The sequence below is a fragment of the Apilactobacillus apisilvae genome (assembly GCF_023380225.1).
GTDB lineage: Bacteria > Bacillota > Bacilli > Lactobacillales > Lactobacillaceae > Apilactobacillus > Apilactobacillus apisilvae.
In genome coordinates this window covers 408,609-433,584 of record NZ_CP093362.1, presented here as the reverse complement: position 1 = coordinate 433,584, position 24,976 = coordinate 408,609, and the positions used below count along the sequence as shown (strand labels likewise).

General features: G+C 29.5%; 24 protein-coding genes. 22 read left to right on the top strand and 2 right to left on the bottom strand.

All coding sequences use genetic code 11. The annotated features are described in order from the left end of the window. Position 1: 1 nt before the first annotated feature. From MOO46_RS02215 to MOO46_RS02185, 7 genes are all read left to right on the top strand, one after another. A complete protein-coding gene (locus MOO46_RS02215) occupies positions 2-1,444 on the top strand; it encodes a RecQ family ATP-dependent DNA helicase (protein ID WP_249511394.1) in 1,443 nt (480 codons plus the stop codon). Between the two features lie 40 nt (positions 1,445-1,484). Next, entirely contained in the window at positions 1,485-2,072 is a 588-nt protein-coding gene (locus tag MOO46_RS02210) for a LysM peptidoglycan-binding domain-containing protein (RefSeq protein WP_249511393.1), read from the top strand. 20 nt (positions 2,073-2,092) lie between these two features. After that, complete coding sequence (cmk, locus tag MOO46_RS02205) at positions 2,093-2,767, top strand: (d)CMP kinase (protein WP_249511392.1); 675 nt, start codon at positions 2,093-2,095, stop codon at positions 2,765-2,767. 77 nt (positions 2,768-2,844) lie between these two features. Further along, entirely contained in the window at positions 2,845-4,062 is a 1,218-nt protein-coding gene (rpsA, locus tag MOO46_RS02200) for a 30S ribosomal protein S1 (RefSeq protein WP_249511391.1), read from the top strand. Between the two features lie 78 nt (positions 4,063-4,140). Beyond that, positions 4,141-5,448 (top strand): ribosome biogenesis GTPase Der, encoded by a 1,308-nt coding sequence (gene der / locus MOO46_RS02195; RefSeq protein WP_249511390.1) that lies wholly within the window; start codon positions 4,141-4,143, stop codon positions 5,446-5,448. Between the two features lie 158 nt (positions 5,449-5,606). Next, positions 5,607-5,882, top strand: a complete 276-nt coding sequence (locus tag MOO46_RS02190; protein WP_249511389.1) for an HU family DNA-binding protein — start codon at positions 5,607-5,609, stop codon at positions 5,880-5,882. A gap of 89 nt (positions 5,883-5,971) precedes the next feature. Next, on the top strand, positions 5,972-7,234 hold the full coding sequence (locus tag MOO46_RS02185) for a tetratricopeptide repeat protein (RefSeq protein WP_249511388.1): 1,263 nt from the start codon (positions 5,972-5,974) through the stop codon (positions 7,232-7,234). Here the strand turns inward: MOO46_RS02185 and MOO46_RS02180 are convergent. Next, positions 7,231-8,058 (bottom strand): phage integrase N-terminal SAM-like domain-containing protein, encoded by an 828-nt coding sequence (locus tag MOO46_RS02180; RefSeq protein ID WP_249511387.1) that lies wholly within the window; start codon positions 8,056-8,058, stop codon positions 7,231-7,233. The two genes, MOO46_RS02185 and MOO46_RS02180, sit on opposite strands and share 4 nt — an antisense overlap. 125 nt (positions 8,059-8,183) lie before the next feature. Between MOO46_RS02180 and MOO46_RS02175 the strand changes: the two genes are divergently transcribed. From MOO46_RS02175 to MOO46_RS02110, 14 genes are all read left to right on the top strand, one after another. Further along, positions 8,184-9,392, top strand: a complete 1,209-nt coding sequence (locus MOO46_RS02175) for a CCA tRNA nucleotidyltransferase (RefSeq protein ID WP_249511386.1) — start codon at positions 8,184-8,186, stop codon at positions 9,390-9,392. A gap of 4 nt (positions 9,393-9,396) precedes the next feature. Beyond that, positions 9,397-11,295, top strand: coding sequence for an ABC-F family ATP-binding cassette domain-containing protein (locus MOO46_RS02170; protein ID WP_249511385.1), 1,899 nt, complete (start codon positions 9,397-9,399; stop codon positions 11,293-11,295). Positions 11,296-11,306: 11 nt separating this feature from the next. After that, positions 11,307-12,257, top strand: coding sequence for a thymidylate synthase (locus tag MOO46_RS02165; RefSeq protein WP_249511384.1), 951 nt, complete (start codon positions 11,307-11,309; stop codon positions 12,255-12,257). A 17-nt stretch (positions 12,258-12,274) separates the two neighbouring features. Continuing rightward, positions 12,275-12,766 (top strand): dihydrofolate reductase, encoded by a 492-nt coding sequence (locus MOO46_RS02160; RefSeq protein WP_249511383.1) that lies wholly within the window; start codon positions 12,275-12,277, stop codon positions 12,764-12,766. 27 nt (positions 12,767-12,793) lie between these two features. Then, positions 12,794-13,651 carry a DegV family protein gene (locus MOO46_RS02155; RefSeq protein ID WP_249511382.1) on the top strand — a complete coding sequence of 286 codons (858 nt, stop codon included), beginning with the start codon at positions 12,794-12,796 and terminating at the stop codon, positions 13,649-13,651. Between the two features lie 15 nt (positions 13,652-13,666). Next, positions 13,667-14,560, top strand: coding sequence for a GDSL-type esterase/lipase family protein (locus MOO46_RS02150; protein ID WP_317619377.1), 894 nt, complete (start codon positions 13,667-13,669; stop codon positions 14,558-14,560). A 5-nt stretch (positions 14,561-14,565) separates the two neighbouring features. Beyond that, positions 14,566-15,162 carry a YpmS family protein gene (locus tag MOO46_RS02145; protein WP_249511381.1) on the top strand — a complete coding sequence of 199 codons (597 nt, stop codon included), beginning with the start codon at positions 14,566-14,568 and terminating at the stop codon, positions 15,160-15,162. Positions 15,163-15,172: 10 nt separating this feature from the next. Continuing rightward, the gene (locus MOO46_RS02140) at positions 15,173-15,394 is read left to right on the top strand and encodes a YozE family protein (RefSeq protein WP_249511677.1); all 222 of its coding nucleotides are present in this window, start codon (positions 15,173-15,175) and stop codon (positions 15,392-15,394) included. 97 nt (positions 15,395-15,491) lie between these two features. Then, a complete protein-coding gene (gene ylqF, locus MOO46_RS02135; protein WP_249511380.1) occupies positions 15,492-16,352 on the top strand; it encodes a ribosome biogenesis GTPase YlqF in 861 nt (286 codons plus the stop codon). Beyond that, a complete protein-coding gene (locus tag MOO46_RS02130) occupies positions 16,345-17,121 on the top strand; it encodes a ribonuclease HII (RefSeq protein WP_249511379.1) in 777 nt (258 codons plus the stop codon). Before ylqF ends, MOO46_RS02130 begins: the two co-directional genes overlap by 8 nt. A gap of 39 nt (positions 17,122-17,160) precedes the next feature. Then, positions 17,161-18,042: a DNA-processing protein DprA gene (dprA, locus tag MOO46_RS02125; protein WP_249511378.1), complete on the top strand. Its 882-nt coding sequence runs from the start codon at positions 17,161-17,163 to the stop codon at positions 18,040-18,042. A 26-nt stretch (positions 18,043-18,068) separates the two neighbouring features. Further along, positions 18,069-20,171 carry a type I DNA topoisomerase gene (topA, locus tag MOO46_RS02120; protein ID WP_249511377.1) on the top strand — a complete coding sequence of 701 codons (2,103 nt, stop codon included), beginning with the start codon at positions 18,069-18,071 and terminating at the stop codon, positions 20,169-20,171. A gap of 54 nt (positions 20,172-20,225) precedes the next feature. After that, positions 20,226-21,137, top strand: coding sequence for a tyrosine recombinase XerC (locus MOO46_RS02115; protein ID WP_249511376.1), 912 nt, complete (start codon positions 20,226-20,228; stop codon positions 21,135-21,137). Between the two features lie 70 nt (positions 21,138-21,207). Next, a complete protein-coding gene (locus MOO46_RS02110; RefSeq protein ID WP_249511375.1) occupies positions 21,208-22,086 on the top strand; it encodes an aldose 1-epimerase family protein in 879 nt (292 codons plus the stop codon). 139 nt (positions 22,087-22,225) lie between these two features. On the opposite strand, the gene plsY is transcribed toward MOO46_RS02110, so the two are convergent. Beyond that, positions 22,226-22,837 carry a glycerol-3-phosphate 1-O-acyltransferase PlsY gene (plsY, locus tag MOO46_RS02105; RefSeq protein ID WP_260525476.1) on the bottom strand — a complete coding sequence of 204 codons (612 nt, stop codon included), beginning with the start codon at positions 22,835-22,837 and terminating at the stop codon, positions 22,226-22,228. Positions 22,838-22,999: 162 nt separating this feature from the next. Here plsY and parE point away from each other — a divergent pair, with 162 nt between their 5' ends. Continuing rightward, complete coding sequence (gene parE / locus MOO46_RS02100; RefSeq protein WP_249511374.1) at positions 23,000-24,970, top strand: DNA topoisomerase IV subunit B; 1,971 nt, start codon at positions 23,000-23,002, stop codon at positions 24,968-24,970. Positions 24,971-24,976: the final 6 nt, after the last annotated feature.

The window sequence follows — 24,976 nt, the reverse complement described above, 5'->3', positions numbered from 1 at the left end:
TTTGAATAGTGATTTATCTTTACAAGAAAAGTTATATTATTGGTTTGGATTTACAGATTTTCGCCCAGGTCAATTAGAAATATTAAAATATTTGAATCTTGGAAGAAATGTTTTTGGAGTTTTACCAACTGGAACCGGTAAAACCTTGATATATCAATTCTTTGGAAAATTAATTAATAAACCAATTGTAATTGTTTCACCATTAATTTCTTTAATGCAAGATCAAGTTGATCGGATGCGTTATTTAGGCGAAAAAAAGACTATTGCTTTAACTTCTAATTTAAATTTTAACGAAAAGAAAAAAGTTCTAAATAATTTAAATAAATATAATTATATCTACATTTCTCCTGAGATGTTATCACAAGAAGATGTCATTAAATCTTTTAAAAATATTGATTTAGGCCTTTTTGTTATTGACGAAGTTCATTGTATTATCCAATGGGGGCCTGATTTTAGACCGGATTATTTAAATTTGAAAAATGTTATTAATTATTTGAATTTTCCACAAATTTTGATGTTAACCGCTACAGCTTCTAGCAAAGATAGAAGTTCAATTATTAATATACTGAATCTTTCTAATGTGAAATTTGTTACTAAGTCTGTAAATCGTTCCAATATCATGTTGTCAGTTAAGTATTGTGATGATAAAGAGGATAAGAATAATAAGCTTTTGTCTTTAGTCAATAAGTTTAAAAGTCCAGGAATTATTTATTTTTCCAGTAAAAAAATTGCTAATAAGATTACTAACTTACTTAAAGTTAAAACTAATTTGAATGTCGAAGCTTATCATTCTGATTTAGATAGCGAAAATCGTTATCGAATTCAACATCAGTTTATGAATAACCATTTAGATCTTATTTGTGCAACTAGTGCTTTTGGCATGGGAATTGATAAAAATGATATAAGATATGTCATTCATTACCACATGCCTTCTAATATCGAATCTTATATTCAGGAAATTGGTCGTGCTGGTAGAGATGGCCTTTCGAGTATTGCTATAATTTTATATCAAGATAATGATGAAACTCTTCAATATAATTTATTAATAAATAATATTCCAGATGATAGTATGGTTAGTTTTTATTATGATAATTATCAATCTTTAAAAAATACTGTTGAAGATAAGCTAGACTTATTAAAATATTACTATGATCATCATTACAGTTTGGATGAAACAAAGAATGTTTTTAAATTAAGATCATTTGAACAAAATAATAATTTAAATGCTATGATAGATTATGTCGATAACCATAGTTGTCGAAGAAATAAATTATTATCTTATTTTAATGAGTCTTTTGATAATCATGATGATAAATGTTGCGATGGTAATGAGACGATTTTAGATGACTCTGAATTGCTCAATCAACATGATTATAAAAAAGATAATTATATAAAAAATTGGCATCAAATTATTGATTCTCTTTTTAATAAGCCATTAAATTAATGTATAATTAAATTTATTAATATGTAGGAGGGTTATTATTTTGAATAATAATGACAATGAAAATTCATCTTCTAAGTTATCTAGAATTGAATTAAGAAAAAAAAGTCGTAGCCATAAAATTATTGCGATTATTTTAATAACTTTAATAGTTGTTATTGGATTGTGTACATTAGTTTTTGGAATGATTAGTAATCCCAGCAACGGTGGTAGTAACGAATCTTCAAGTTCATCATCAAGTATGGTAAAATCTAACAGTAAACATAAGCAATCTGATAAAAATACTAAAAATAGTAAATCTAGTAGCTCTAATTCGGATTCAACTGCTATTAGTAGTAATGATCAATCTAGTAAAAGCATGAGTTCATCTTCTAAATCATCCTCAGATGATAGTGTTAGCTCATCTAGTTCTGCTAGTTCCGATAACAGTTCATCTTCTGTAAGTGAATCAAATTCATCTTCAAATAGTGATAATTCTAACAATAGAAATTATGCTGTGGTTGGACAAAATGGTGAAAACGATTTATATAGAATTGCTCAAAATAGTGGTATGACTGTTGATCAATTAAAACGTCTGAATGGTTTAACTAGTGATACTGTTTCAGTTAATCAAAAAATTAGAGTTAGATAATACTGATTGGGGAATATTAAATGAGTAATAATAAATTACAGGTTGCAATCGATGGACCGGCATCTGCTGGTAAAAGTACGGTTGCTAAGTTAATTGCTAATGAATTTTCATACATCTATTGTGATACCGGTGCAATGTATCGATCAATTGCATTAAAAGCAATGCGATTAGGCTATAATTTAAGTGATGAACGAATAATTGTAGAAATGCTAAAAAACACAAATATTTCTTTTGAACCAAATGAAAATCAACAAAAGGTTTTCTTAGATGGTCAAGAAGTGACTAATGATATTCGTCAAGAAGATGTTACTAATTCAGTTTCTGAAATTGCATCTTTAAGTGGTGTTAGATCTGATTTAGTTAAAAGACAACAAGCAATTGCTAGCAATGGTGGAATAGTTATGGATGGTAGAGATATTGGTACCACTGTTTTGCCTAATGCTGAAATTAAGATTTTCTTGATCGCTAGTGTTAAAGAAAGAGCCGAACGTCGTTTTAAAGATAACGCAGAAAAAGATATTCATGTTCCATTGGAACAATTAAAACATGATATTGAAGAACGTGATTATAAAGATTCACATCGTAAGATATCACCATTGTTAAAGGCTGATGATGCAATTGAAATTGATACGACTTCAATGTCAATTCAAGATGTGGTAGATGAAATATCTAAAATAATTAAAAATAACGGATAACTTAGTCATATAACTAGATTTTCTATAAAAGTTAGTCTAAAATATGAGATATAGTTGTCTCAAGGAGGAATTGTCAGATGAGTGAATCAGATGAAAAAACAAATAAAGATTTATTAGAAGCCTTGGATAGTGTCGACCAAGTCAATATTAATGATGTAGTTAGTGGTGAAGTTTTATCTATTGATAGTGATCATCAATTAATTATTGGAATTGATAATGCAGGTGTCGAAGGTGTTGTTCCTCGTCACGAAATTGCATCATCAAACGATGACTCAGAATCACAATACAAAGTTGGAGATAAGGGTAAATTTGTTGTTATCTCCAGAATTGGTGACGATAAAGAAGGTGGAAGCTTCTTGCTTTCAGTTCGTCGTCTACAAGAACGTAAAGTTTGGGATGAATTACAAGAAAAATCTAAGAATGACGAAACTATCAATGTAACTGTTAAAAATGCAGTTCGTGGTGGATTAGTTGTTGATGCTGGTGTTCGCGGATTTATTCCTGCTTCAATGATTACTAATCATTTTGTAAGAAACTTAAATCAATATGATGGTCAACAATTTGAATGTAAAATTGTTGAAATCATTCCAGAAAAGAACCGTTTAGTTCTATCACATAGTGATGTTATGGAACAAAAACAAGCAAAAGCGCTTGAAGAAGTTATGGGCAAGTTAAACGTTGGAGACATCGTTGAAGGTAAAGTTGCACGTATGACTAACTTTGGTGCCTTTGTTGACTTAGGTGGTATTGATGGATTAGTTCACGTTTCAGAAATTTCATATGAACGTGTAAACAAACCTTCAGATGTTCTAAAGAATGGCCAAGATGTTAAAGTTAAGGTTATTGCTTTAGATCAAGAAAAAGGTCGTATCTCATTATCAATTAAGCAAACTATGCCACAACCATGGGATGAAATTGAAGAAAAAGCTCCAGTAGGTAGCATTGTTGAAGTTACTATTAAACGTTTAGTTGACTTTGGTGCTTTTGCTGAAGTTATTCCTGGTGTTGAAGGATTAATTCATATTTCACAAATTTCTCATGAACATGTTAATACACCTTCTGATGTATTGAAAGTTGGTCAAACTGTTAAAGCTAAAGTTCTTGATGTTCAACCAGAAAATCATCGTTTAGCTTTATCAATGAGAGCACTTGAACCAGCACCTGAAAATGGTGATGATTCTTCAAAGGAAAATGCTAAGGTTTCTGATAATTCTACTGAAAATGCTCCTGAAGAAGAAAATGGATTTACTTTAGGTGACATTTTAGGTAAAGGATTAGACAAAGATAATCAATAATATTTTATAATCTTTAAAAATATCCTTCAATTTTATGAAGGATATTTTTTTATTAATTAATGGAAAGGGTGACATCCAATGGGATTACCCGTTGTCGCGATTGTTGGGCGTCCTAATGTAGGGAAGTCTACAATTTTTAATCGAATTGCCGGTGAACGTATTTCAATTGTTGAAGATACACCCGGAGTTACAAGAGATCGAATTTATTCACATGGAGAATGGTTAGGCCATGAATTCAGTATGATTGATACTGGTGGTATTGAAATGAATGACCAACCATTTGTTAAGCAAATTACTGCTCAAGCTGAGATTGCAATTGATGAAGCTGATGTAATCGTATTTATGGTTAATGGTAAAGAAGGAATTACTAATGCTGATGATAATGTTGCAAGAATTTTATATAGGACCAATAAACCAGTTATTTTAGCAGTAAATAAAGTGGATAATTTTGAAAGCCGTGCTGATATATATGATTTTTATTCACTAGGTTTTGGTGATCCATATCCTATTTCTGGAGCTCATGGTTTAGGATTAGGTGATTTACTGGATGAAGTTATCAAGAACTTTTCCGAAAAAACTGATAATAACGATGATGATAGTATTAAATTTAGTTTAATAGGCCGTCCTAATGTAGGAAAATCATCATTAGTAAATGCGATTCTTGGTGAAAAACGTGTAATTGTTTCAAATGTTGCAGGAACAACCAGAGATGCTATTAATACTAAATTTACACAAAATGGACAAGATTATACGATGGTAGACACTGCTGGACTAAGAAAACGTGGTAAAGTTTATGAAAATACTGAACGTTATTCTGTAATGCGAGCAATGCACTCAATTGATAATAGTGATGTTGCCTTAATTGTTTTGAATGCAGAAGAAGGTATTCGTGAACAAGATAAAAGAATTGCTGGATATGCACATGAAGGCGGTAAAGGTGTTATTATTGTTGTAAATAAGTGGGATACTTTAAAGAAAACTAGTTCTACTCAACGTGAATTTGAAGCAGGTATTAGAACTCAGTTTCAATATCTATCTTATGCACCTATTTTGTTTGTTTCAGCACTTACAAAGCAAAGATTATCTCAATTACCATCATTAATTAAAAAGGTAAATGATAACCATTCTAAGCGAATTTCATCTTCTAATTTAAACGATGTTATTATGGATGCTATTGCTATGACTCCAACACCAAGTATTAAAGGTAGAAAACTTAGAATTTATTATGCTACTCAAATCAGAACAGAGCCGCCTACAATTGTTGTTTTTGTTAATGATGAAGAATTGATGCATTTTTCATACTCTAGATATTTAGAAAATCAAATTAGAAATTATTTTGATTTTTCTGGAACACCAATAAAATTAATTACTAGAAAACGTAAATAAATGACTAAATTATAATATTTTTAGATAAATAATCATTAAATTGTTGAATTGTAGGGCTTCATGTGATATCTTGAATAATTGTAATGACACTAAACTGTTGTTATTACATATGTCGAAAAGCATTGATTGTTTTCCGAACTATTGGGAGGTGAAAACACATGGCTAACAAGGCAGAATTAGTAAGTAACGTAGCTAGCAAGACTGGTTTAACTAAAAAAGATGCAACTGCTGCTGTAGATGCTGTTTTTGGTTCAATCCAAGACAACTTGGCTAAAGGCGAAAAGGTACAACTAATCGGTTTTGGTAATTTCGAAGTACGTCAACGTGCCGCTCGTAAGGGTCGTAACCCTCAAACTGGTGCAGAAATTCAAATTCCTGCAAGTAAAGTACCTGCATTTAAACCAGGTAAAGCTTTAAAGGATGCTGTTAAATAAACAGTTAACTTTAAATAATAAAAGAGCCAGTTCGGCAAAATGTCGAACTGACTCTTTTTTATATCATTATTTCAATAGGAGGAAGATGGATGAGTTATTCTGAAAAGGCATTAGAGTTCTTAGAAGCTGGGAAAATTGACGACTTTAATAAACAATATGACTTAGCATATCATCATGATGATGACGATATGTTATATTCTTTAGCTGAAGAATTATATTCTTATGGATTTAGTGATCAAGCTAAACAAATTTATCAAAAATTGTTAAAAAAGTTTCCAGATGAAGATAGTCTAAGAGTCGATATATCCGATATTTTAATTAGTGAGGGAGAAACTGATGAAGCTTTATCTCAACTAAGTTTCATCGGGAAAGATTCTGATGCTTATTTACAATCATTAGTTACACAAGCTGATTTATACCAAACTCAGGGATTGTTCGATGTTAGTAAAGAAAAGTTGTTACAAGCAAAGAATTTAGCTCCTGATGAACAAATTATCACATTTGCCCTAGCAGAACTGTTGTTTACAACAGGTGAATATAATAAGTCAATTCCTTTATATTTAAATTTAATTAAACAAGGAGTTACCGAACTTTCATCAGTTAATTTGGTTGAAAGAGTTGGTATTTCTTATGCCAATGATAGTAATTTTGAAAATGCAATTGGTTATTTAAAACAAATTAAAACCATTAATATGACTTCCGACGTTAAATTTGAAACTGCATTTACCTATTTACAACTTAAAGAATATGATGAATCAATTAATTTATTTCAAGAATTACGTGAAAGTGATCCACAATATGCAACTTTATATCCTTATTTAGGACAAGCCTTAGAACAACAAAATAAGAATGAAGATGCATTATTAGTATTTCAAGAAGGACTCAGCGTTGATCAATACAATGAAAAATTATACTTACTAAGTGCTCGTTCAGCACTAAAAGTTGATGATCAAGAATTGGCTGAGAACTATTTAAAACAGGGGAATAATATCGATCCAGATGATATTGAAATCATTTTAGAGCTATCTAACTTATTAGTTGCTAGAGAAAAATATGAAGAAAATATTAAATTGTTAACTTCATATATTGAAGATCACGAATTAGATCCTCAGTTTTATTGGAATCTAGCCATTTCTTATGATGCAATGGATGATTTGACAAATGCCCATAAGTATTATTTAGCAGCTAAACCTTACTTTATGAATAACACTACTTTCTTGAAATCTTCAGCAATGTTCTTTAGAGAAAGTGGTGACATAAAAAATGCAATTTCATTATTAAAGGAATATGTTAAATTAGTTCCTTCAGATGATGAAGCTGCTTTTATGTTAGATGAATATCAAGATTACTAACTTGTTTTTATTTTGGTAGCTAGTTTTTGATAGTATATAACTGAAGCCAAATCCAGATTAAGGTGATTTGAAAGTTCAAATTCATTTTCTTCTGGATTTTTTATTACATAATTCAAAATATATCCTTGGAATAAGTCAGAAGGGCTTAAACTGATATCCAAAAATGCTTCGCTGGGTTTTAAATATTTATGCAAACCCGGTAAAGTTAAATGTGGATCTTCAGCAATTCTTTGCTTCAGAAAAATATCTTTTGAATTTTGTTTTTCTTGGATAGGTTTAATAAATATTGAAAAAGAATTTATAAAAGTTTTTTCATAGTCATTAAATTTTATTTTATTAAAAATTTTGTAGAAATCTTTTCTTAATATTTCTGACGATTTAAAACCTTTGCTAATCATTAACAGTGTCATTTTTGTATATGGATGAATGTTTGAATTATTAAGAATTTTTTCCATTTTAGATAACCAAGTTATATCAATATTAACTTTTTTGTTTCGATCACGACCTTTTAAAGTTAGTGTAGGTAGCTTATCTGAAAAGTCATGACTAAATAAATATTTAAAATAAATATTTATATGTGACAAAATTTTATTGTAAGTTGAATTATTAATTTGTCTTTTCTCTATTAACATATTCATGTATTGTTGAATGTCACGATCAAACAACTGATTTACGTGGTGATTTTTTTGATATCCAAGATTAAAATTAGATAAATACTCAAACATATCGATTAATGTACTAGTGTATTCTTTAATGGTGACTTTAGCTAAACCATTTATTTTTAAATATTGTTCAAAACTTTTTTGATAAGGATAGTTATTCATTATTTATTGCACCTCCATAAATGTTAAAAGTTACTTTAACCAATATAACATAAAAAAGAAAATTTTGTAAATAATACTATTAATCTGTTACTATTTATATAGTAAAGATAGGGGTACTAAGTAGAATGAAAATTAAAAAATTACCTGATGAATTTGAAAAAGCACGTCCTGTAATGCAAACAATTGAAAAAGCTGGATATGAAGCTTATTTTGTTGGCGGTAGTGTAAGAGATACTATTATTGGCGAACCCATTCATGATGTAGATATAGCATCTAGTGCTTATCCTGAAGAGATAAAAAAATTATTTAAAAATACAATTGATACTGGAATTGAACATGGAACTGTTATGGTTCTTGATAATAATGTTGGTTATGAAATTACTACATTTAGAACTGAATCTGGATATCAAGATTATCGTCGTCCAGATAAAGTTACATTTGTTCGTTCGCTAGAAGAAGACTTAAAACGTCGAGATTTTACAATCAATGCTTTAGCTATGCGTGAAAATGGTGAAGTTACTGATTTATTTGGTGGTATTGATGATTTAAATCACAATATTATCCGTGCAGTGGGTGACCCTAATGAGAGATTTAACGAGGATGCCTTGAGAATGATGCGTGCGGTTCGCTTTGCTAGCAAGTTAGATTTTAATATTGAAGATGACACTTTTAATGCAATTAAAAGACATAGTAAGCTTTTAGAAAAAATTGCAATTGAACGAATTTATGTTGAATTTATTAAGATGATGAAAGGATTAAAACCTAGGCAGGGATTATTGGATATTATTAATACTAATATGTATTTGTATATTCCATATTTTAATCATCATCATGATGACATTTTGTCTATTTCTAATTTAAAGAACTTAGACTTAACTAGTGAAGTGTCGATTTGGAGCTTAATTTGTTTTGCTTTTAAATATAATAGATTACAAATTGGTGAATTTTTGAAAGCTTGGAAATCTTCAAACGAAGTTATTAATGATACCAAAATTTGTTGTAGTGCAATTTATAAAATTTATTCTAAAACAATTAATGACATAAGCATTTATAATACAGGCAAAAGTTTGTTAATTATTGCTAATCATATTGCTTCTTTGTATGGATTTGATTTGAATGAAAATGATTTAATTAATGAGTATGATAACTTACCTATTAAAAATAAAAAAGAACTATCAATTAATGGTGGAATTTTAATTAAAAATGATATTTTAAAACCAGGTCCTAAATTAGGCGAAATTTTAAATGTGATTGAGAAAAAGGTTGTTAATGGTCGTCTAGAAAACGATACAAACGAACTAATTAATTTTACTAAACAATATTTGAAAGAGTGATTTCATGCAAACTTTAAGAGTAGAAAATTTGACCAAAACCTATGGTGAAAAAACGCTTTTTAAAGATCTTAATTTTATTATTAATGAACACGATCGAATTGGTTTGATTGGAACTAATGGAAGTGGAAAAACTTCTTTATTAAATGTTATTTCCGGATTAGATCATGATTCTACTGGTGACATTATCACATCTAAGACCTATACGATAGGTTATTTAAAACAACAACCTGAATTAGATGAGTCATTAACTGTGTTAGATGCAGTTTTTGCAGGAAGCCAGGATATCTTTAATACAATTAGATATTACGAACATACATTGGATATTTATGCTAAAAATCCTGATGATGAAAAAGCCGAACATCAATATTTATCAGCTGAAGCTAAAATGAATGAAGAAGATGCTTGGAATGCTGAAAGCGACGTTAAGACAATTTTAACTCAACTAAAAATTAATGATATGAATCAAAAAGTATCAACCTTATCTGGTGGCCAAAAACGTCGTGTTGGATTAGCACAAGTATTAATTCAATCACCTGATTTATTAATTTTAGACGAGCCCACTAACCATTTGGATTTTGATTCAATTGATTGGTTACAAGATTTATTGGCTAAATATAAGGGTGCTTTATTATTTGTAACCCATGATCGTTATTTCTTAGATAATATTGCTAACAATATTTGGGAATTATCGTTTGGTAATTTGTATGAATATGAAGGTAACTATGAAAAATATGTTCAACAAAAAGCTGAACGAGTAGATTATGAAGTCAATGCAGAACATAAAAAGCAAAGATTATATAAACAGGAATTAGCATGGATGAAAAAGGGCGCTAAGGCCCGTTCCACTAAGCAACAAGCTCGAATTAATCGCTTTAATGATTTAAAAAATGATGTTGGTAATTTACAAACGGATGATGACGTCGATATTACTTTAGGACAACACCGTTTGGGTAAGAAAGTTATTGAATTAAAGGACAATTATTTAAATTTAGATAATAAGAAGATTTTAGATGACTTTAGTTTTTTAATTCAAAGAAATGAACGAATTGGTATTAGTGGTGAAAATGGTGCTGGAAAGTCATCATTATTAAATGTTATTGCTGGGAAATTACAACCAGATAGCGGAACTGTTGAAGTCGGTGAAACCGTTAAAATGGCTTATTATACTCAACAGACGGAAAAAATCCCTGATGATAAACGAGTAATTAAATACTTAACTGATGTTGGAGAAAATGTTACGGATAATACGGGTAATAAAATTAGTGTTACTGATTTATTAGAGCAATTTCTTTTCCCTAAGTTTATGCACGGTACTTTGATTCGTAAATTATCTGGTGGGGAAAAACGTCGGCTATATCTTTTAAAATTGTTAATGCAACAGCCTAATGTTTTATTATTAGATGAACCCACTAATGATTTGGATATTTCTACTTTAACCGTCTTAGAAGACTACATTAAGGGTTTTGCTGGAACTGTTATTACAGTTTCACATGATCGTTACTTTTTAGATAAGGTTGCTAATAAACTCCTTATTTTTGATGGTAATGGTAAAATAGAACAACATGTGGGCTTATTTACCGATTATTTATCAGGATTGAAAAATAACTCTGATAATAATCAATCTCAAAAAAATGAAAAAACAAATTATAATGAGCAAAAAGCAACCAATGATGATAAAAAAACAAAGACTAAGTTAACTTATGCTGAACAGATTGAATTTGATGGTTTAGAAGATGAAATTGATAAATTAGATAGTAAAACATCTGAATTGCAATCAGAAATGCAAAACTATGGGGATGACTATGATAAGTTAGCTGACTTACAATCTCAGGTTGATGATTTAAATAAAAAATCAAATGAAAAAATGCAACGATGGGAATATTTAAGCCAATTTGCAGAATAGGAGTTTATGAAATGCTTGAAGATACTTATTTAAATTTAGCAAGATATATTTTAGAAAATGGTCATCAAAAAGGAGATCGTACAGGTACAGGTACAATTAGTACTTTTGGATACCAAATGAGATTTGATTTAAGTAAGGGATTTCCATTGTTAACAACTAAAAAAGTTCCTTTTGGATTAATTAAAAGTGAACTATTATGGTTTCTACGTGGTGATACTAATATTAAATTTTTACTAGAACATAAAAATCATATTTGGGATGAATGGGCATTTAAGACTTTTGTTGAGTCTTCAGATTATGATGGACCTGACATGACTGATTTTGGTCGTCGTGCCAATGAAGACAAAGATTTTAAGAAGATTTATTTGGCTGAAAAGAAAAAGTTTTGTCAAAAAATTCTTGAAGACGATAAATTTGCCGAAAAATATGGTGATTTAGGGTCAGTTTATGGTAGCCAATGGCGTCATTGGAAAACTTCAACTGGAAATACTATTGATCAAATTAAAAATGTAATTTCACAAATAAAAACAAATCCAAATTCTAGAAGATTAATTGTTTCTGCATGGAATCCAGAAGATATCCCTTTAATGGCTTTACCACCATGTCATACAATGTTCCAATTTTATGTTAATGATGGTAAATTAAGTTGCCAATTATATCAACGTTCAGCTGATGTATTTTTGGGTGTACCATTTAATATAGCTAGTTATGCATTACTAACATCACTAATTGCAAAAGAATGTGGTTTAAAGCCAGGTGAATTTATTCATACTTTAGGTGATGCACATATTTATTCTAACCATATTGAACAAGTTAAAACGCAGTTAGATAGAAAACCATATTCAGCACCTAAATTATGGTTAAATCCTGATAAAGATAGTATCTTTGATTACGATATGGATGATATTAAAGTTGTTGATTATAATCATCATGATCCAATTAAAGCTCCAGTAGCTGTATAAAAAGTGAGGATAACAATATGATTTCTTATTTGTGGGCAGAATCTAAAGGTCACATAATTGGTTCAAATGGTACATTGCCATGGAATTTGCCAAGTGATATGCATTATTTCAAAGCAACAACTACTGGTAATGTTATTTTAGCTGGTAAAAGAACTTATGAAAGTTTTGGTAGACCATTACCTAATCGCTTAAATGTTGTATTGACACATACTAGTAAAGATGATTTTCCCAAAAACGTTAAAGTTTTTAATAATGTGAATGAATTTTTATCTTTTTCTAAAGATAATCAAGACAAAGAAATTTTTGTTGTTGGTGGGGCTCAAATATTTAAATTGCTTTTGCCTTATGTTGACTTCTTATATCGCACAGTTATCGATTATAAATTTTCAGGTGATACGGTGATGCCTGATATTAATTATAATGATTTTAAGTTAATTAAGAGTGTTGACGGTAAGATGGATGATAAAAATATTTATCCACATACTTTCGAGGTTTTCAAAAGAAAATAATTTTAATTCTTATTGAAGGTGATAATAATGTCAAAAATAAAAATTGTTACTGATTCAACGGCTGGATTAACCGATGAAGAAATTGTTAAATATGATATTAATATTGTTCCTTTATCGGTAATGATTGATGGTACTGTTTATACAGAACGTGAAACCATTACTAATGAAGAATTTTATGAAAAAATGAAAAATACTAATTCATTACCTAAGACGAGTCAGCCACCTCTAGGTAAATTTATAGACATGTTTGATAAATTGGGATCTGATGGCAGTGAAGTCTTGTCAATTAATTTAGATAGTGAGCTTAGTGGTACTTATAAAACAGCTTGTGAAGCTGCTCGTTTATCTAAAGCTAACGTTAAAGTAATTGATAGTTTAACAACTGATCGAGCCTTAGCATTTCAAGTTATTAAGGCTGCACAATTATCTCTAGATGGTGAAAATGATATTGATAAAATAATTAACAATATTAATAAAGTCCGTGATAATACTAAATTATATATGGGAATTATTAATTTAGATAATATCGTTAAGGGTGGTCGATTACGGCCATGGGCTGGTGCAATTACTAATTTATTAAATATTAAAATTGCTATTCAACTAATTAACGGAAAAATTAATATTAACTCTAAAGGTCGAGGAATTAAGTCAATTCATAATTATTTTAAGAAGCATGTGTATCCTGAAATGTCTCAGACTTTAAAAGATAATAGCATTAATAGCATTGGGATTTCTTATGTAGGAGAAACTGAATTTATTGACCAAATTAGGGATGAAATTCATGAAATTTGTCCAGATGTAAAGATTGTTATGCGAGAAACCGTACCCATTATTGCTACTTATGGTGGTTTAGGGGCATTTGCACTTATGTATTATAGTGAATAATTTAATAGGGGCGCGATTAACACGAAAAAAATAATAAAACTTATATTAGGTCTTTTCTTTCTATTTGTATTAATTTGTGGTGGGTTTTATGTATATAAAAGTGTTAAGTCAGATACTAGTCACCATTATAATAATAAAAAAGTTACTTTTGTTGCCTTAGGAGATTCTTTAACTCAAGGTGTTGGTGATACAAATAATCAAGGCGGTTATGTAGGTAGAATAAAAAATAAATTGATTAAGTACGATAATGCTAAAGTTTCCGTTCGCAATTATGGAATCGCTGGCCAACGTAGTGATCAAATTAATGAACGCTTATTAAACAATACGGATAAACTTGCAACTAATGTTAAGCATGCTAATTCAATATTTTTAAGTGCTGGTGGGAATGATTTACTTCAGACATTACAAAAGAATGCATTAGTTAATGATAAGGATAAATTTAGTATAAGTATGAATAAAAGTTTAAATCAATATAAAAATAATTTAAATTCTTTAATTCAACATTTACGTCAAGTTAATAAGAAATCACCAATTTATATTTTTAGTGTTTATAATCCTGTTTATGTTTATTTTCCTAATGTTCATGCAATTAGTGAGTATGTTGATAAATATAATTCAGTAACTTCTGAAATTGTTAATAAACAAAAGAAAATGCATTTTGTTAATATTAACGATTTATCTTATGGTCAATATAAAACTGAGTCCCAAAGGGATAAACTAGCTAAAGATAATAATAATGATATTGATCCTTTATCAATTGCAAAACTTTACGATGATAAAAGTGAACTGAATGATTATCTATCAACCAAAGATCACTTTCATCCTAATAATTTAGGTTATGATTTTATGACTGATAAATTATTTAATTCAATGCAAAAATATAATGATTGGTATTATATAGGGAGTTGAAATAGTTGCATAAATCTCACAAGTTTAATATATTTAAATATTTATTTTTTATTTTAATTATTTTATTAATTGCTGGATTTGGGTATCTTTGGCTGCAAATTCATGGATCAACCATTAATGATTATGGGCAGAACAAAACAAATAATGATGAAACACCAATTTCCGTTTCATTGAACAAAAAACAAATAAACACGTTATCTTCATATTATCTTAAAAATTTTGATAAACATAATAATGATAGTATGAATTATAAATTTATTTTAAGTGATAAGGCTTATGTGTATGGGGATATTAAAATTTTGGGTTCAAAAGTTAATTATGTGTTAGCGATGACTCCTAAAATGTTAGATGACGGTAATATTGAACTAGACACTAATAGCTTAGAAATTGGCCATTTAGATATTCCAGCTAAGTTTGTTATTGCCTATGTAAGTAAAAAATATCATATTCCTAATTGGATCGAATTAAATAGTAAAGAAAGTAAAATTATTTTACATTTAAATCGTTTAGGTGGTAAAAATAAGGTATCATATCAAGCAGATAAAATTGATATGAATGGTAATGGTAATTTTATATTTAAAGCATTAGTCCCTAATAATTAGTTGGAGGATAATAATGAAAACTTTTTATCAGTTTTTAATGACTGAACGTAATTCTGGGAGTTTTGAACCTGTTGAACAATTTGCTAATAATGCATTTTATGATCAGTCATTTCCTAAACAATCAGTTTACTATGATGAAATTTCTGAATATTTAGAAGAAAATGCAAATTATTTACCCAGTATGACTATTTTTGATGAAGCCTGGCAAATGTATCAAGATTCTAATAGTTAAATAAAAATAAACCTAAATGTAATTTAGGTTTATTTTTATTACTAATAATGAAATATAAAATATAGTACAATAAAAGTAATAGATTGGAGCGGATAATATGATTCAATGGTTTCCTGGACATATGGCTAAAGCCATCAGACAATTTGAAGAAAACATACATTTAGTTGATATTGTTTTCGAATTAGTAGACGCACGTTGTCCATATAGTTCAATTAATCCAGAAGTATATAGAATAAGTAAGGAAAAACCTCGTTTAATGATTTTAACGAAAGCTGATTTGGCTAATCCTAATTTTACCAATCAATGGTTAAAATATTTTAAAAATCAAGGTTATGCTGCCATTTCTGTAGATTCTAAAAATAATACAACTGGTAATTATATTACTAAAGTTGTTAAGAACTTATTAAAAGATAAAATTAGTGCTAGTAAAAATAAAGGAATAGAAAATAAAATCATTCGTGCAATTTGTGTTGGAGTGCCTAACGTTGGTAAGTCAACCTTATTAAATCAAATTGTTAAACGCCGTGCGGCCCAAGTAGGTAATCGTGCGGGTGTTACTAAAGGTCAACAATGGCTTAGATCTAGCAAAGATTTAGAATTACTAGATACACCAGGAATTCTATGGCCAAAATTTAAAGATCAAACAGTTGCTAATAAATTAGCTCTAACGGGTGCTGTTAAAGATAGTATCTATGCTAGTGACGACGTTGCTTTATTTGCATTAGAATTTTTCCGCGAACATAACCGAGAAGGATTAATGAAACGCTATCGATTAAATGAAAACGACATGGAATTAAATAATGTAGATTTATTGTTGAAAATAACTCAAAATATCGGGATGCGTGATGATTATGAACAAGCATCGATGCGTTTAATTTTAGATAGTCGTAAGGGAAAATTAGGCAATTTCACGCTAGATAATGTTGAAGAATTATCTAAGGATGAAGGCAATGAATAATCAACTTTCAATAAAAAAAATAACTGAATTGCTTTCTAATGCTAATAGTTTATCAGATAGTATTTTTAACGAATATCAACTAGATTCACGAAAAGGTGTTCAGCTTGCACTTAAACGTCGAAAAAAACATTTGTTGAAAATACACGATGAAAAAGTTGATTTTCATAAACGCTTAAGATATGAAAACCATTTTTGGAATAACGGAATAAAATATGTTGCTGGTGTTGATGAGGTTGGAAGAGGGCCTTTAGCAGGCCCAGTCGTAACAGCTGCAGTTATTTTACCAAATGATTTTGAATTATACGAAGTTAATGATTCTAAGAAGTTGTCACCCAAAAAACGATTAGAACTATCTGAACTTATTAAACAAAATGCTTTATATTACAATATTGGTATTGCTTCTAATAAAATAATTGATCAAATTAATATTTACGAGGCAACTAGGTCTGCTATGAAAGATGCCATTGATGGTCTATCAGTAACTCCAAAAGAAATTATTGTGGATGCAATGAACATTGATGTGCCTATTCATCAAACTAGATTAATTAAAGGTGATGCTAAAAGTGCAAGTGTTTCAGCAGCTAGTATTATAGCTAAAGTGTATCGAGATAATTTGATGGATGAATATAATAATCAATATCCAGAATATGATTTCAATCATAATTCAGGTTATGGGACCAAAAATCATCTATATGCATTAAAAAAATATGGAGCAACTCCAATTCATCGAAAAACTTTTAAACCAGTTTCTGATATTATAGGTGATTAGTTTGCGTATTTAATTTTTAAACATCTTAGGGAGTTTAAAATGAAATTACGTAATTTATTATTAAAGTTAAAATTGACACCAGGTTTTGGAATTAAATCGCAATATCGATTTTATAAATATTTGAATTTTAAATACAAAGAAATACCTAATGAAATAATTATCGATGCTGAATCAATTGCTAAAGTTACAAATCTTTCTAAAAAAAGTACTAAAATATTCATTAATTCTTTTAAAAGCAAAAATTTAGATGATAATTTTATTTATCATTTAAATCATGTTAAATTTATTTCGATATTTGATGATGAGTATCCAATAAATTTAAGGGAATCTTATCTGCCACCAATTGTACTTTTTTATTTTGGAGATTTGTCATTACTAAATACTAAAAAATTAGGAATCGTTGGTGCTAGAAAATGTACAGATTATTCTTTTACAATTTTAAATAAAATAGTTCCCACAGTGGTCAATTCAAATATCACAATTGTTTCTGGACTAGCCGATGGGGTTGATAAATTAAGCCATCAGTGTACTATTGCTAATGAAGGTAACACCATTGCAGTGATTGGAACTGGACTTGATGTTTATTATCCAAAAAAGAACGAACAATTACAAAGAACCATAGCTATTAGTAATTTATTAATTAGTGAATATCCAGTGGGAAGTAAACCACTACGATTTCATTTTCCAGAAAGAAATCGTATAATTGCTGGATTAGTTGATGCTTTAACTGTAATTGAGGCAAAACATAAGTCTGGTAGTTTAATTACTGCTAATTTAGCGTTGCAAAACAATCGCGATGTTTTAGCAATTCCCGGTAGAATTGATAGTGAATTATCAATAGGGTGTAATGAGCTTATTTTAGCTGGAGCTAAGCCTGTTTTGTCTGCTAAAGATATTTTAGAAGAATTTCAATACAAATAAGATAATTTAATTAATGAGGGATATGGATGACTACAAAAACAACAAAAAAGAGGAAAAGACGATCACCCAAGAAAAAATTAGTGATTGTTGAATCTCCTACTAAAGCTAAAACCATACAAAAGTATTTGGGAAGAACTTACCGTGTGATTGCTAGTAAAGGACATGTGCGTGACTTACCTAAAAGTAAAATGGGGGTTGACATTGAAAATGATTATGAACCCCATTATATTTCAATTCGCGGTAAAGGTGATACCATTAAGGAATTGAGATCAGAAGCAAAAAAGGCTAAAAGTGTTTATCTCGCTTCTGACCCTGACCGTGAAGGAGAGTCCATTGCTTGGCATTTATCCCATTTATTAGGATTAGATGAAAAAGATGAAAATAGAGTTGCTTTTCATGAAATTACTAAAGATGCTGTAAAAGAAGCTTTTAAGCATCCACGTACCATTGATATGAGTTTAGTGGACGCTCAACAAGCTCGTCGAGTATTGGATCGATTAGTAGGTTATTCAATTTCACCATTACTATGGAAAAAAGTTAAAAAAGGACTTAGTGCTGGACGTGTACAATCAATTGCTTTATGGTTAATTATTCAAAGAGAACGTGAGATTAAAAAATTTGTTCCTAAAGAATATTGGACAATTGATGCAGATATGAAAAAAGACAATGATGATTTTAAAGCTAGCTTTTATGGTTTAGATAGTAAAAAATTTGAAATTGAAAATAATGATCAAGTGCAATCTATTTTAGGAAAAGTTGATAAGAAAAAAGCTTTTAATGTAGATAGCGTTGTTAAAAAAGAACGTAAAAGACAACCTCAACAACCATTTACTACTAGTACAATGCAACAAGATGCTAATAATAAGTTGAACTTCAAGACTGGTAAAACTATGATGAATGCTCAACAATTATATGAGGGAATTAATATTGGTAAAGAGGGAAATCAAGGTTTAATCACTTACATGAGAACTGATTCAACTAGAATTTCTGCTATTGCCAAGCATGAGGCTTCTAGTTTTCTACATGAAAATTATGGTGAAGATTATGCTGCAATTAAACCAATTAAAGGTAAGTTACCTGAAGGAGCACAGGATGCCCATGAAGCAATTCGTCCAACATCTGTTCATCGAACTCCCGCAAGTTTAAAAAGTTATTTAACTAATGATCAATATAAACTATATAATTTAATTTGGTGCCGATTCTTAGCAAGTCAAATGACACCAGCAATTATGGATACAATGGCTGTTAATATGAGTCAAAATGGTGTTGATTTTAAGGCAAATGGTTCAAAACTTAAATTTGATGGATTTTTGAAAGTTTATAATCGTGGTAAAGAGAAAGATAATATCTTACCTGATATTAAAAAAGGCGATCAAGTTAAGATGATTAAAAATAATCCAGATCAGCATTTTACTCAGCCACCAGCCAGATATAGTGAAGCTAAATTAATTCATGCTTTAGAACAAAATGGTGTCGGCCGTCCATCAACTTATGCACCTACTTTGGGAACTATTCAACGTCGTTATTATGTAAAATTAGTTGGTCGAAAATTTGAACCAACTGAATTGGGTGAAATTGTAAATGATATTATTGAAAAATATTTCCCTGATATTATTAATATAGATTTCACTGCTGACTTAGAAAATAATTTGGATAGTATCGAAGAAGATAAGGAAAATTGGATTAAAGTAGTTGATATGTTTTATGAACCTTTCTCCAAGGAAGTTTCTAACGCCGAAAAGAATATGGAAAATGTTCAAATAAAGGATGAACCCGCTGGTTATAATTGTGAAATCTGTGGTGCACCCATGGTCATAAAAATGGGCCGGTATGGGAAGTTCTATGCTTGTTCCCGTTTTCCTGATTGTCGAAATACTGAAGCAATTGTAAAGAAAATTGGCGTTACATGTCCTAAGTGTAAGAAGGGTGAAGTTATTGAACGTAAATCTAAGAAAAATCGATTGTTTTATGGATGCTCAAGATATCCAGAATGTGACTTTGTTACTTGGAACAAGCCAATTGGAAGAAATTGTCCTAAAGATGGCGAATATTTAGTTGAGAAAAAAATAAAGGGTGGAATTCAAGTTATTTGCCCTAATGGTGATTATGAAGAAAATGTACAGAAATAATAAAAAAGCTCTTAATTTAATTAAGGTCTCTTTTTATTAGATAGCGGTGTTTAAATGAAAAAATATGATGATAAAAAATTAATTGACTGGTTTATGGATTATATTATCAATGAACGTCAATATTCACAAAATACAGCTGATGCTTATAAAAACGATATTGATCAATTTTATTTTGAAATGAAATCCAATGATCGTCATTTGATACAAGTTGATAATTTAGATATAGAAACATATTTAAACAATTTACGTAAAAATAATGATAGTCGTAACACAATTATTAGGAAAGTATCTTCTCTACGCTCATTTTATAATTTTGTTATGAGAAATGAACTAGTTAAGGAAAATTTATTTAGTTTTGTTAATTTAAAGAAGCATTCTGGACATTTGCCTAGATTCTTTTATCAAAAAGAATTATTAGCCTTATTTAAAGGGGCAAAAGATGGACAAAATAAAACATTAGATTATCGAAATTATGCCTTATTGGAAATTTTATATGACACGGGGATGCGTGTTAGTGAATGCTCTAATTTAACTTATAATGATATAGATTTTGATAATCGAATTATCAACGTAATTGGAAAAGGTAATAAGCAGCGATATTTACCATTTGGTAATTATTTAATTAAAGCTCTAAAAGATTATAATATTAATTGTAGAACACCTTTAATGATTAAATATCATCAAGAACATGATTTTGTTTTTGTTAATCAATATGGTAAAAATATTACCAGCCGTGGAATTGAATATGCCATGAACGAAATCATTAAGAATACGTCACTAACAACTAAAATTCATCCACATATGTTGAGACACACTTTTGCAACTGAAATGCTTAATAATGGTGCAGATTTGCGTACTGTTCAAGAACTTTTGGGCCATAGTAGTTTATCTACAACTCAGATTTATACTCATGTAACTAACGAAAGCTTACTTAAAAATTATAATCGATATTTTCCTAGAGCTTAGTTAATAATTGTATTTCTTAACTAATTTATTGTAAAATTAAGTTAATATGAAAGTGCGGGGGTAGGTTATTATGCTAGTTAATTTAATTAATAATCATTTGAATGTCATAATAAACACTCATGGTGCAGAAGTTACGAGCATAAAAGATGCTAGTAATATTGAATATCTATGGCAAGCTGATAAAAAATTTTGGGGCAGACATTCTCCAGTTTTATTTCCAATTGTTGGTCGCTTAAAAGATGACAGATATAAATACAAAGATAAAGTTTATTCAATGGGTCAACATGGTTTTGCTAGGGACATGGATTTTGAGATTATTGAAAAATTTTCTGATATGGTTGTTATGATATTAAAATCAAATAAAGATACTTTAAAAATTTATCCCTTTGATTTTAAATTGAAAATTAAATACTATTTGGTTGATAATAATTTGAAAGCAAATATGGAAGTTATTAACGAAGGAAAGAATGAAATGTTGTTTTCTATTGGTGGACATCCTGCTTTTAATGTTCCTTTTATTAACGACTATAATAATAACTATGAAGATTATCAAGTTGAAGTTATACCAAATAAAGAATATCAACAAATTCCTTTTGAAGCTCCTTATATTAACTTGCATTCTATTAAAAAAGTTAATCTTAGTAAACCATTAAAATTAACACATAATTTATTCTATCAAGATGCTAAAGTAATGAAAGTAGATGAAGATAGAATCAAATGTGTTCTAAGCAGCGATAAATCTAAGCGAAATATTACAGTAATTGCTGATAATGCTGAATATGCTGGATTGTGGGCTGCTAAAAATGCTCCATTCGTTTGTATTGAGCCTTGGTGGGGTGTTGCTGACGATAAAGAAACAAGTGGTCAGTTTGAAAATAAAATTGGTTTAAATAAATTAAGCTCTAAAGACAATTTTAAGGCTAATTATTTAATTCAAATTAATAATTAATAAAAACCAACTAACTTAGTAGTAAATTAGTTGGTTTTTTAACAGTTATTAAAAATAATAAGTTACTTTAACTTATAAAATAAAAAAATAAAAAGCCTAAAATCAAAATAATATCAAAAGACTTATAGGTTTTATAAAACTATTTATTTTTTTTATTACGATTATATAGAAAACCAAAATGAACTAAATTTTCATCACCATTTTTAATTCTAATAATATTTTTTCTATGTCTTAAAAAAATAAAAATTGTTAAAAGTAATCCAATTATGCCAAGCCAAAGATCATGAGATCCAAAAAGCATTATAACAATAATTGGAAAGGAAATCATGCTTGCTAAACTGACCATACTAGTTAAATAAGTGAATGAAAATTCAAAAATACATGCACAAAGAAATAAAATAGGATGAATTGCTAAAAGCATTCCAGCACTTGTTGCAACAGCTTTTCCACCCTTAAATTTATCAAAAATAGAAAATGTATGACCTAAAATAGCAAATAATCCAAAAATTATTGGTGAAACATTAAGATTAAAAAACATAGGAAATAATGTTGCAATAGTTCCCTTAGCTATATCTAAAATCATTACAAATGTTCCGGCAACTTTGCCTAATACTCTATAAGTATTGGTTGTTCCAATGTTCCCGGATCCGTGTTGTCTAACATCAACATTAAAAAATATTTTACCAATCCACATACCACTAGGAATAGATCCTAAAAGATAGGCAAAAATTAACAAAAGAGCAATTTTCAAAGTTTTTCCTCCATAAATAAGTTATCTTTTAATTTTACCATGTTTATCTATTATGACAATAATATAAAAAGCGAACATATGTACGTTTAAATTAATTTATGGCCTTTAAAATGCTAATTAAATAAGGTAATATAATATATTGTAGTAAAGGAGTGCTTTGTAATGCCTAAAAAAACACAAAATTATGATGACTCCTCAATCCAAGTCCTAAAAGGATTAGAGGCAGTTAGAAAGCGTCCCGGAATGTACATCGGATCTACTGATGGCAAGGGATTACATCATTTAGTATATGAAATAGTAGATAATGCTGTTGATGAGGCATTAGCTGGTTTTGGTGATGAAATTGACGTTACAATACATCAAGATAATAGTATTACAGTAGTAGATCATGGTCGTGGAATGCCTGTTGGAATGCACTCTTCGGGTAAACCTACGCCAGAGGTCATTTTAACTGTATTACACGCCGGTGGTAAGTTCTCTGAAAATGGTGGATATAAAACATCTGGTGGACTTCATGGTGTCGGTTCTAGTGTAGTAAATGCTTTATCTACATCATTAAGTGTTTCTATCGTTCGTGATGGTCATAAATACGAAGAAGATTTCAAAGATGGTGGACATCCTGTTGGAACCCTTAGAAATCTTGGTAAAACTAATGAACACAGCGGTACTACTGTAACTTTTAAACCAGACAGTAGTATTTTTACAACCATAATTTTTAATTATAATATTTTAAAACAACGTTTAAAAGAATCAGCATTCTTATTGAATGGAATTAAAATTAACTTGTCTGATGAAAGAAAAGGACAAGAACAAAAAGATACATTTTATTATAAAGATGGAATTAAAGAGTTTGTTGCTTATTTAAATGAAGATAAACACACTTTAGGAAATATAATGTACTTTGATGGCAAAAAAGATGGGGTCGAAGTGGAAGTTTCTGCACAATATAACGATGGTTATACTGAAAACACACTATCTTTCGTTAATAATGTTAGAACTAAAGATGGCGGAACCCATGAATCTGGATTTAGAAGTGCCTGGACTAAATCATTTAACGAATTTGCTAGAAAAGTTAAATTATTAAAACAAAAAGATAAAAATCTGGATGGTGCTGATGTTCGTGAAGGATTATCTGCAGTTATTTCGATTAAAGTTCCTGAAGAGATGTTGCAATTTGAAGGACAAACCAAAGAAAAATTAGGTAGCCCAGAAGTTCGTTCAATTGTTGATAATGTAGTTTCAGCTAAACTAGGATATTATTTAATGGAGAACGGTGATTTTGCAAAAAGTTTAGTACAAAAATCACTAAGAGCTAGAAAAGCCCGTGAAGCTGCTAGAAAAGCCCGCGATGAAAGTCGTAATGGTAAAAAGCATCATAAAAAAGAACGATTATTATCAGGTAAGCTAACTCCAGCACAATCAAAAGACGTTTCCAAAAATGAATTATTTTTAGTTGAAGGTGATTCAGCTGGAGGATCTGCCAAGCAAGGCCGTGATAGAAAACATCAAGCTATTTTGCCACTTAGAGGTAAGGTTTTAAATACGGAACGTGCTAAGTTAGATGATGTTATGAAAAACGAAGAAATTAGTACCATGATTTATACTATCGGTGCTGGTGTTGGACCAGAATTTAATATACAAGATGCTAATTATGACAAAATTATTATAATGACCGATGCTGATGATGACGGTGCTCATATTCAAATTTTGTTATTAACATTTTTCTATAAGTATATGCGTCCTATGATTGAGCAAGGAAGAGTTTATATTGCTTTACCACCTTTATTTAAGATTCAACAAAAAAATGGTCGAAATACAAAAGTTGATTATGCCTGGACTAATGATGAACTAAAATTGAAATTAACTAATTTTGGTTCACATCCCTCACTTCAAAGATTTAAAGGGCTTGGTGAAATGAATGCTGACCAATTATGGGAAACAACAATGGATTCAGATAATCGTACATTAATTCAAGTCAACATTGACGATGCTGTATTAGCTGAAAAAAGAGTCACTACATTAATGGGTGATAAAGTTGAACCACGTCGTGAATGGATTGAAAAAAATGTCGAATTTAATTTAGAAGAAGACGGTAGCATATTAGATAAAACCAAAAATGAAAATATTGAATAAAGAAGG

Bases quoted from the DNA above. Each gene is read 5' to 3' on its own strand.
- MOO46_RS02180 (WP_249511387.1), bottom strand. From the start codon at position 8,058: ATGAATAACTATCCTTATCAAAAAAGTTTTGAACAATATTTAAAAATA.
- MOO46_RS02155 (WP_249511382.1), top strand. From the start codon at position 12,794: ATGTCAAAAATAAAAATTGTTACTGATTCAACGGCTGGATTAACCGAT.
- ylqF (WP_249511380.1), top strand. From the start codon at position 15,492: ATGATTCAATGGTTTCCTGGACATATGGCTAAAGCCATCAGACAATTT.
- MOO46_RS02130 (WP_249511379.1), top strand. From the start codon at position 16,345: ATGAATAATCAACTTTCAATAAAAAAAATAACTGAATTGCTTTCTAAT.
- MOO46_RS02160 (WP_249511383.1), top strand. From the start codon at position 12,275: ATGATTTCTTATTTGTGGGCAGAATCTAAAGGTCACATAATTGGTTCA.
- MOO46_RS02190 (WP_249511389.1), top strand. From the start codon at position 5,607: ATGGCTAACAAGGCAGAATTAGTAAGTAACGTAGCTAGCAAGACTGGT.
- cmk (WP_249511392.1), top strand. From the start codon at position 2,093: ATGAGTAATAATAAATTACAGGTTGCAATCGATGGACCGGCATCTGCT.
- parE (WP_249511374.1), top strand. From the start codon at position 23,000: ATGCCTAAAAAAACACAAAATTATGATGACTCCTCAATCCAAGTCCTA.
- topA (WP_249511377.1), top strand. From the start codon at position 18,069: ATGACTACAAAAACAACAAAAAAGAGGAAAAGACGATCACCCAAGAAA.
- MOO46_RS02175 (WP_249511386.1), top strand. From the start codon at position 8,184: ATGAAAATTAAAAAATTACCTGATGAATTTGAAAAAGCACGTCCTGTA.
- MOO46_RS02170 (WP_249511385.1), top strand. From the start codon at position 9,397: ATGCAAACTTTAAGAGTAGAAAATTTGACCAAAACCTATGGTGAAAAA.
- der (WP_249511390.1), top strand. From the start codon at position 4,141: ATGGGATTACCCGTTGTCGCGATTGTTGGGCGTCCTAATGTAGGGAAG.
- MOO46_RS02110 (WP_249511375.1), top strand. From the start codon at position 21,208: ATGCTAGTTAATTTAATTAATAATCATTTGAATGTCATAATAAACACT.
- dprA (WP_249511378.1), top strand. From the start codon at position 17,161: ATGAAATTACGTAATTTATTATTAAAGTTAAAATTGACACCAGGTTTT.
- MOO46_RS02115 (WP_249511376.1), top strand. From the start codon at position 20,226: ATGAAAAAATATGATGATAAAAAATTAATTGACTGGTTTATGGATTAT.
- MOO46_RS02185 (WP_249511388.1), top strand. From the start codon at position 5,972: ATGAGTTATTCTGAAAAGGCATTAGAGTTCTTAGAAGCTGGGAAAATT.
- MOO46_RS02165 (WP_249511384.1), top strand. From the start codon at position 11,307: ATGCTTGAAGATACTTATTTAAATTTAGCAAGATATATTTTAGAAAAT.
- rpsA (WP_249511391.1), top strand. From the start codon at position 2,845: ATGAGTGAATCAGATGAAAAAACAAATAAAGATTTATTAGAAGCCTTG.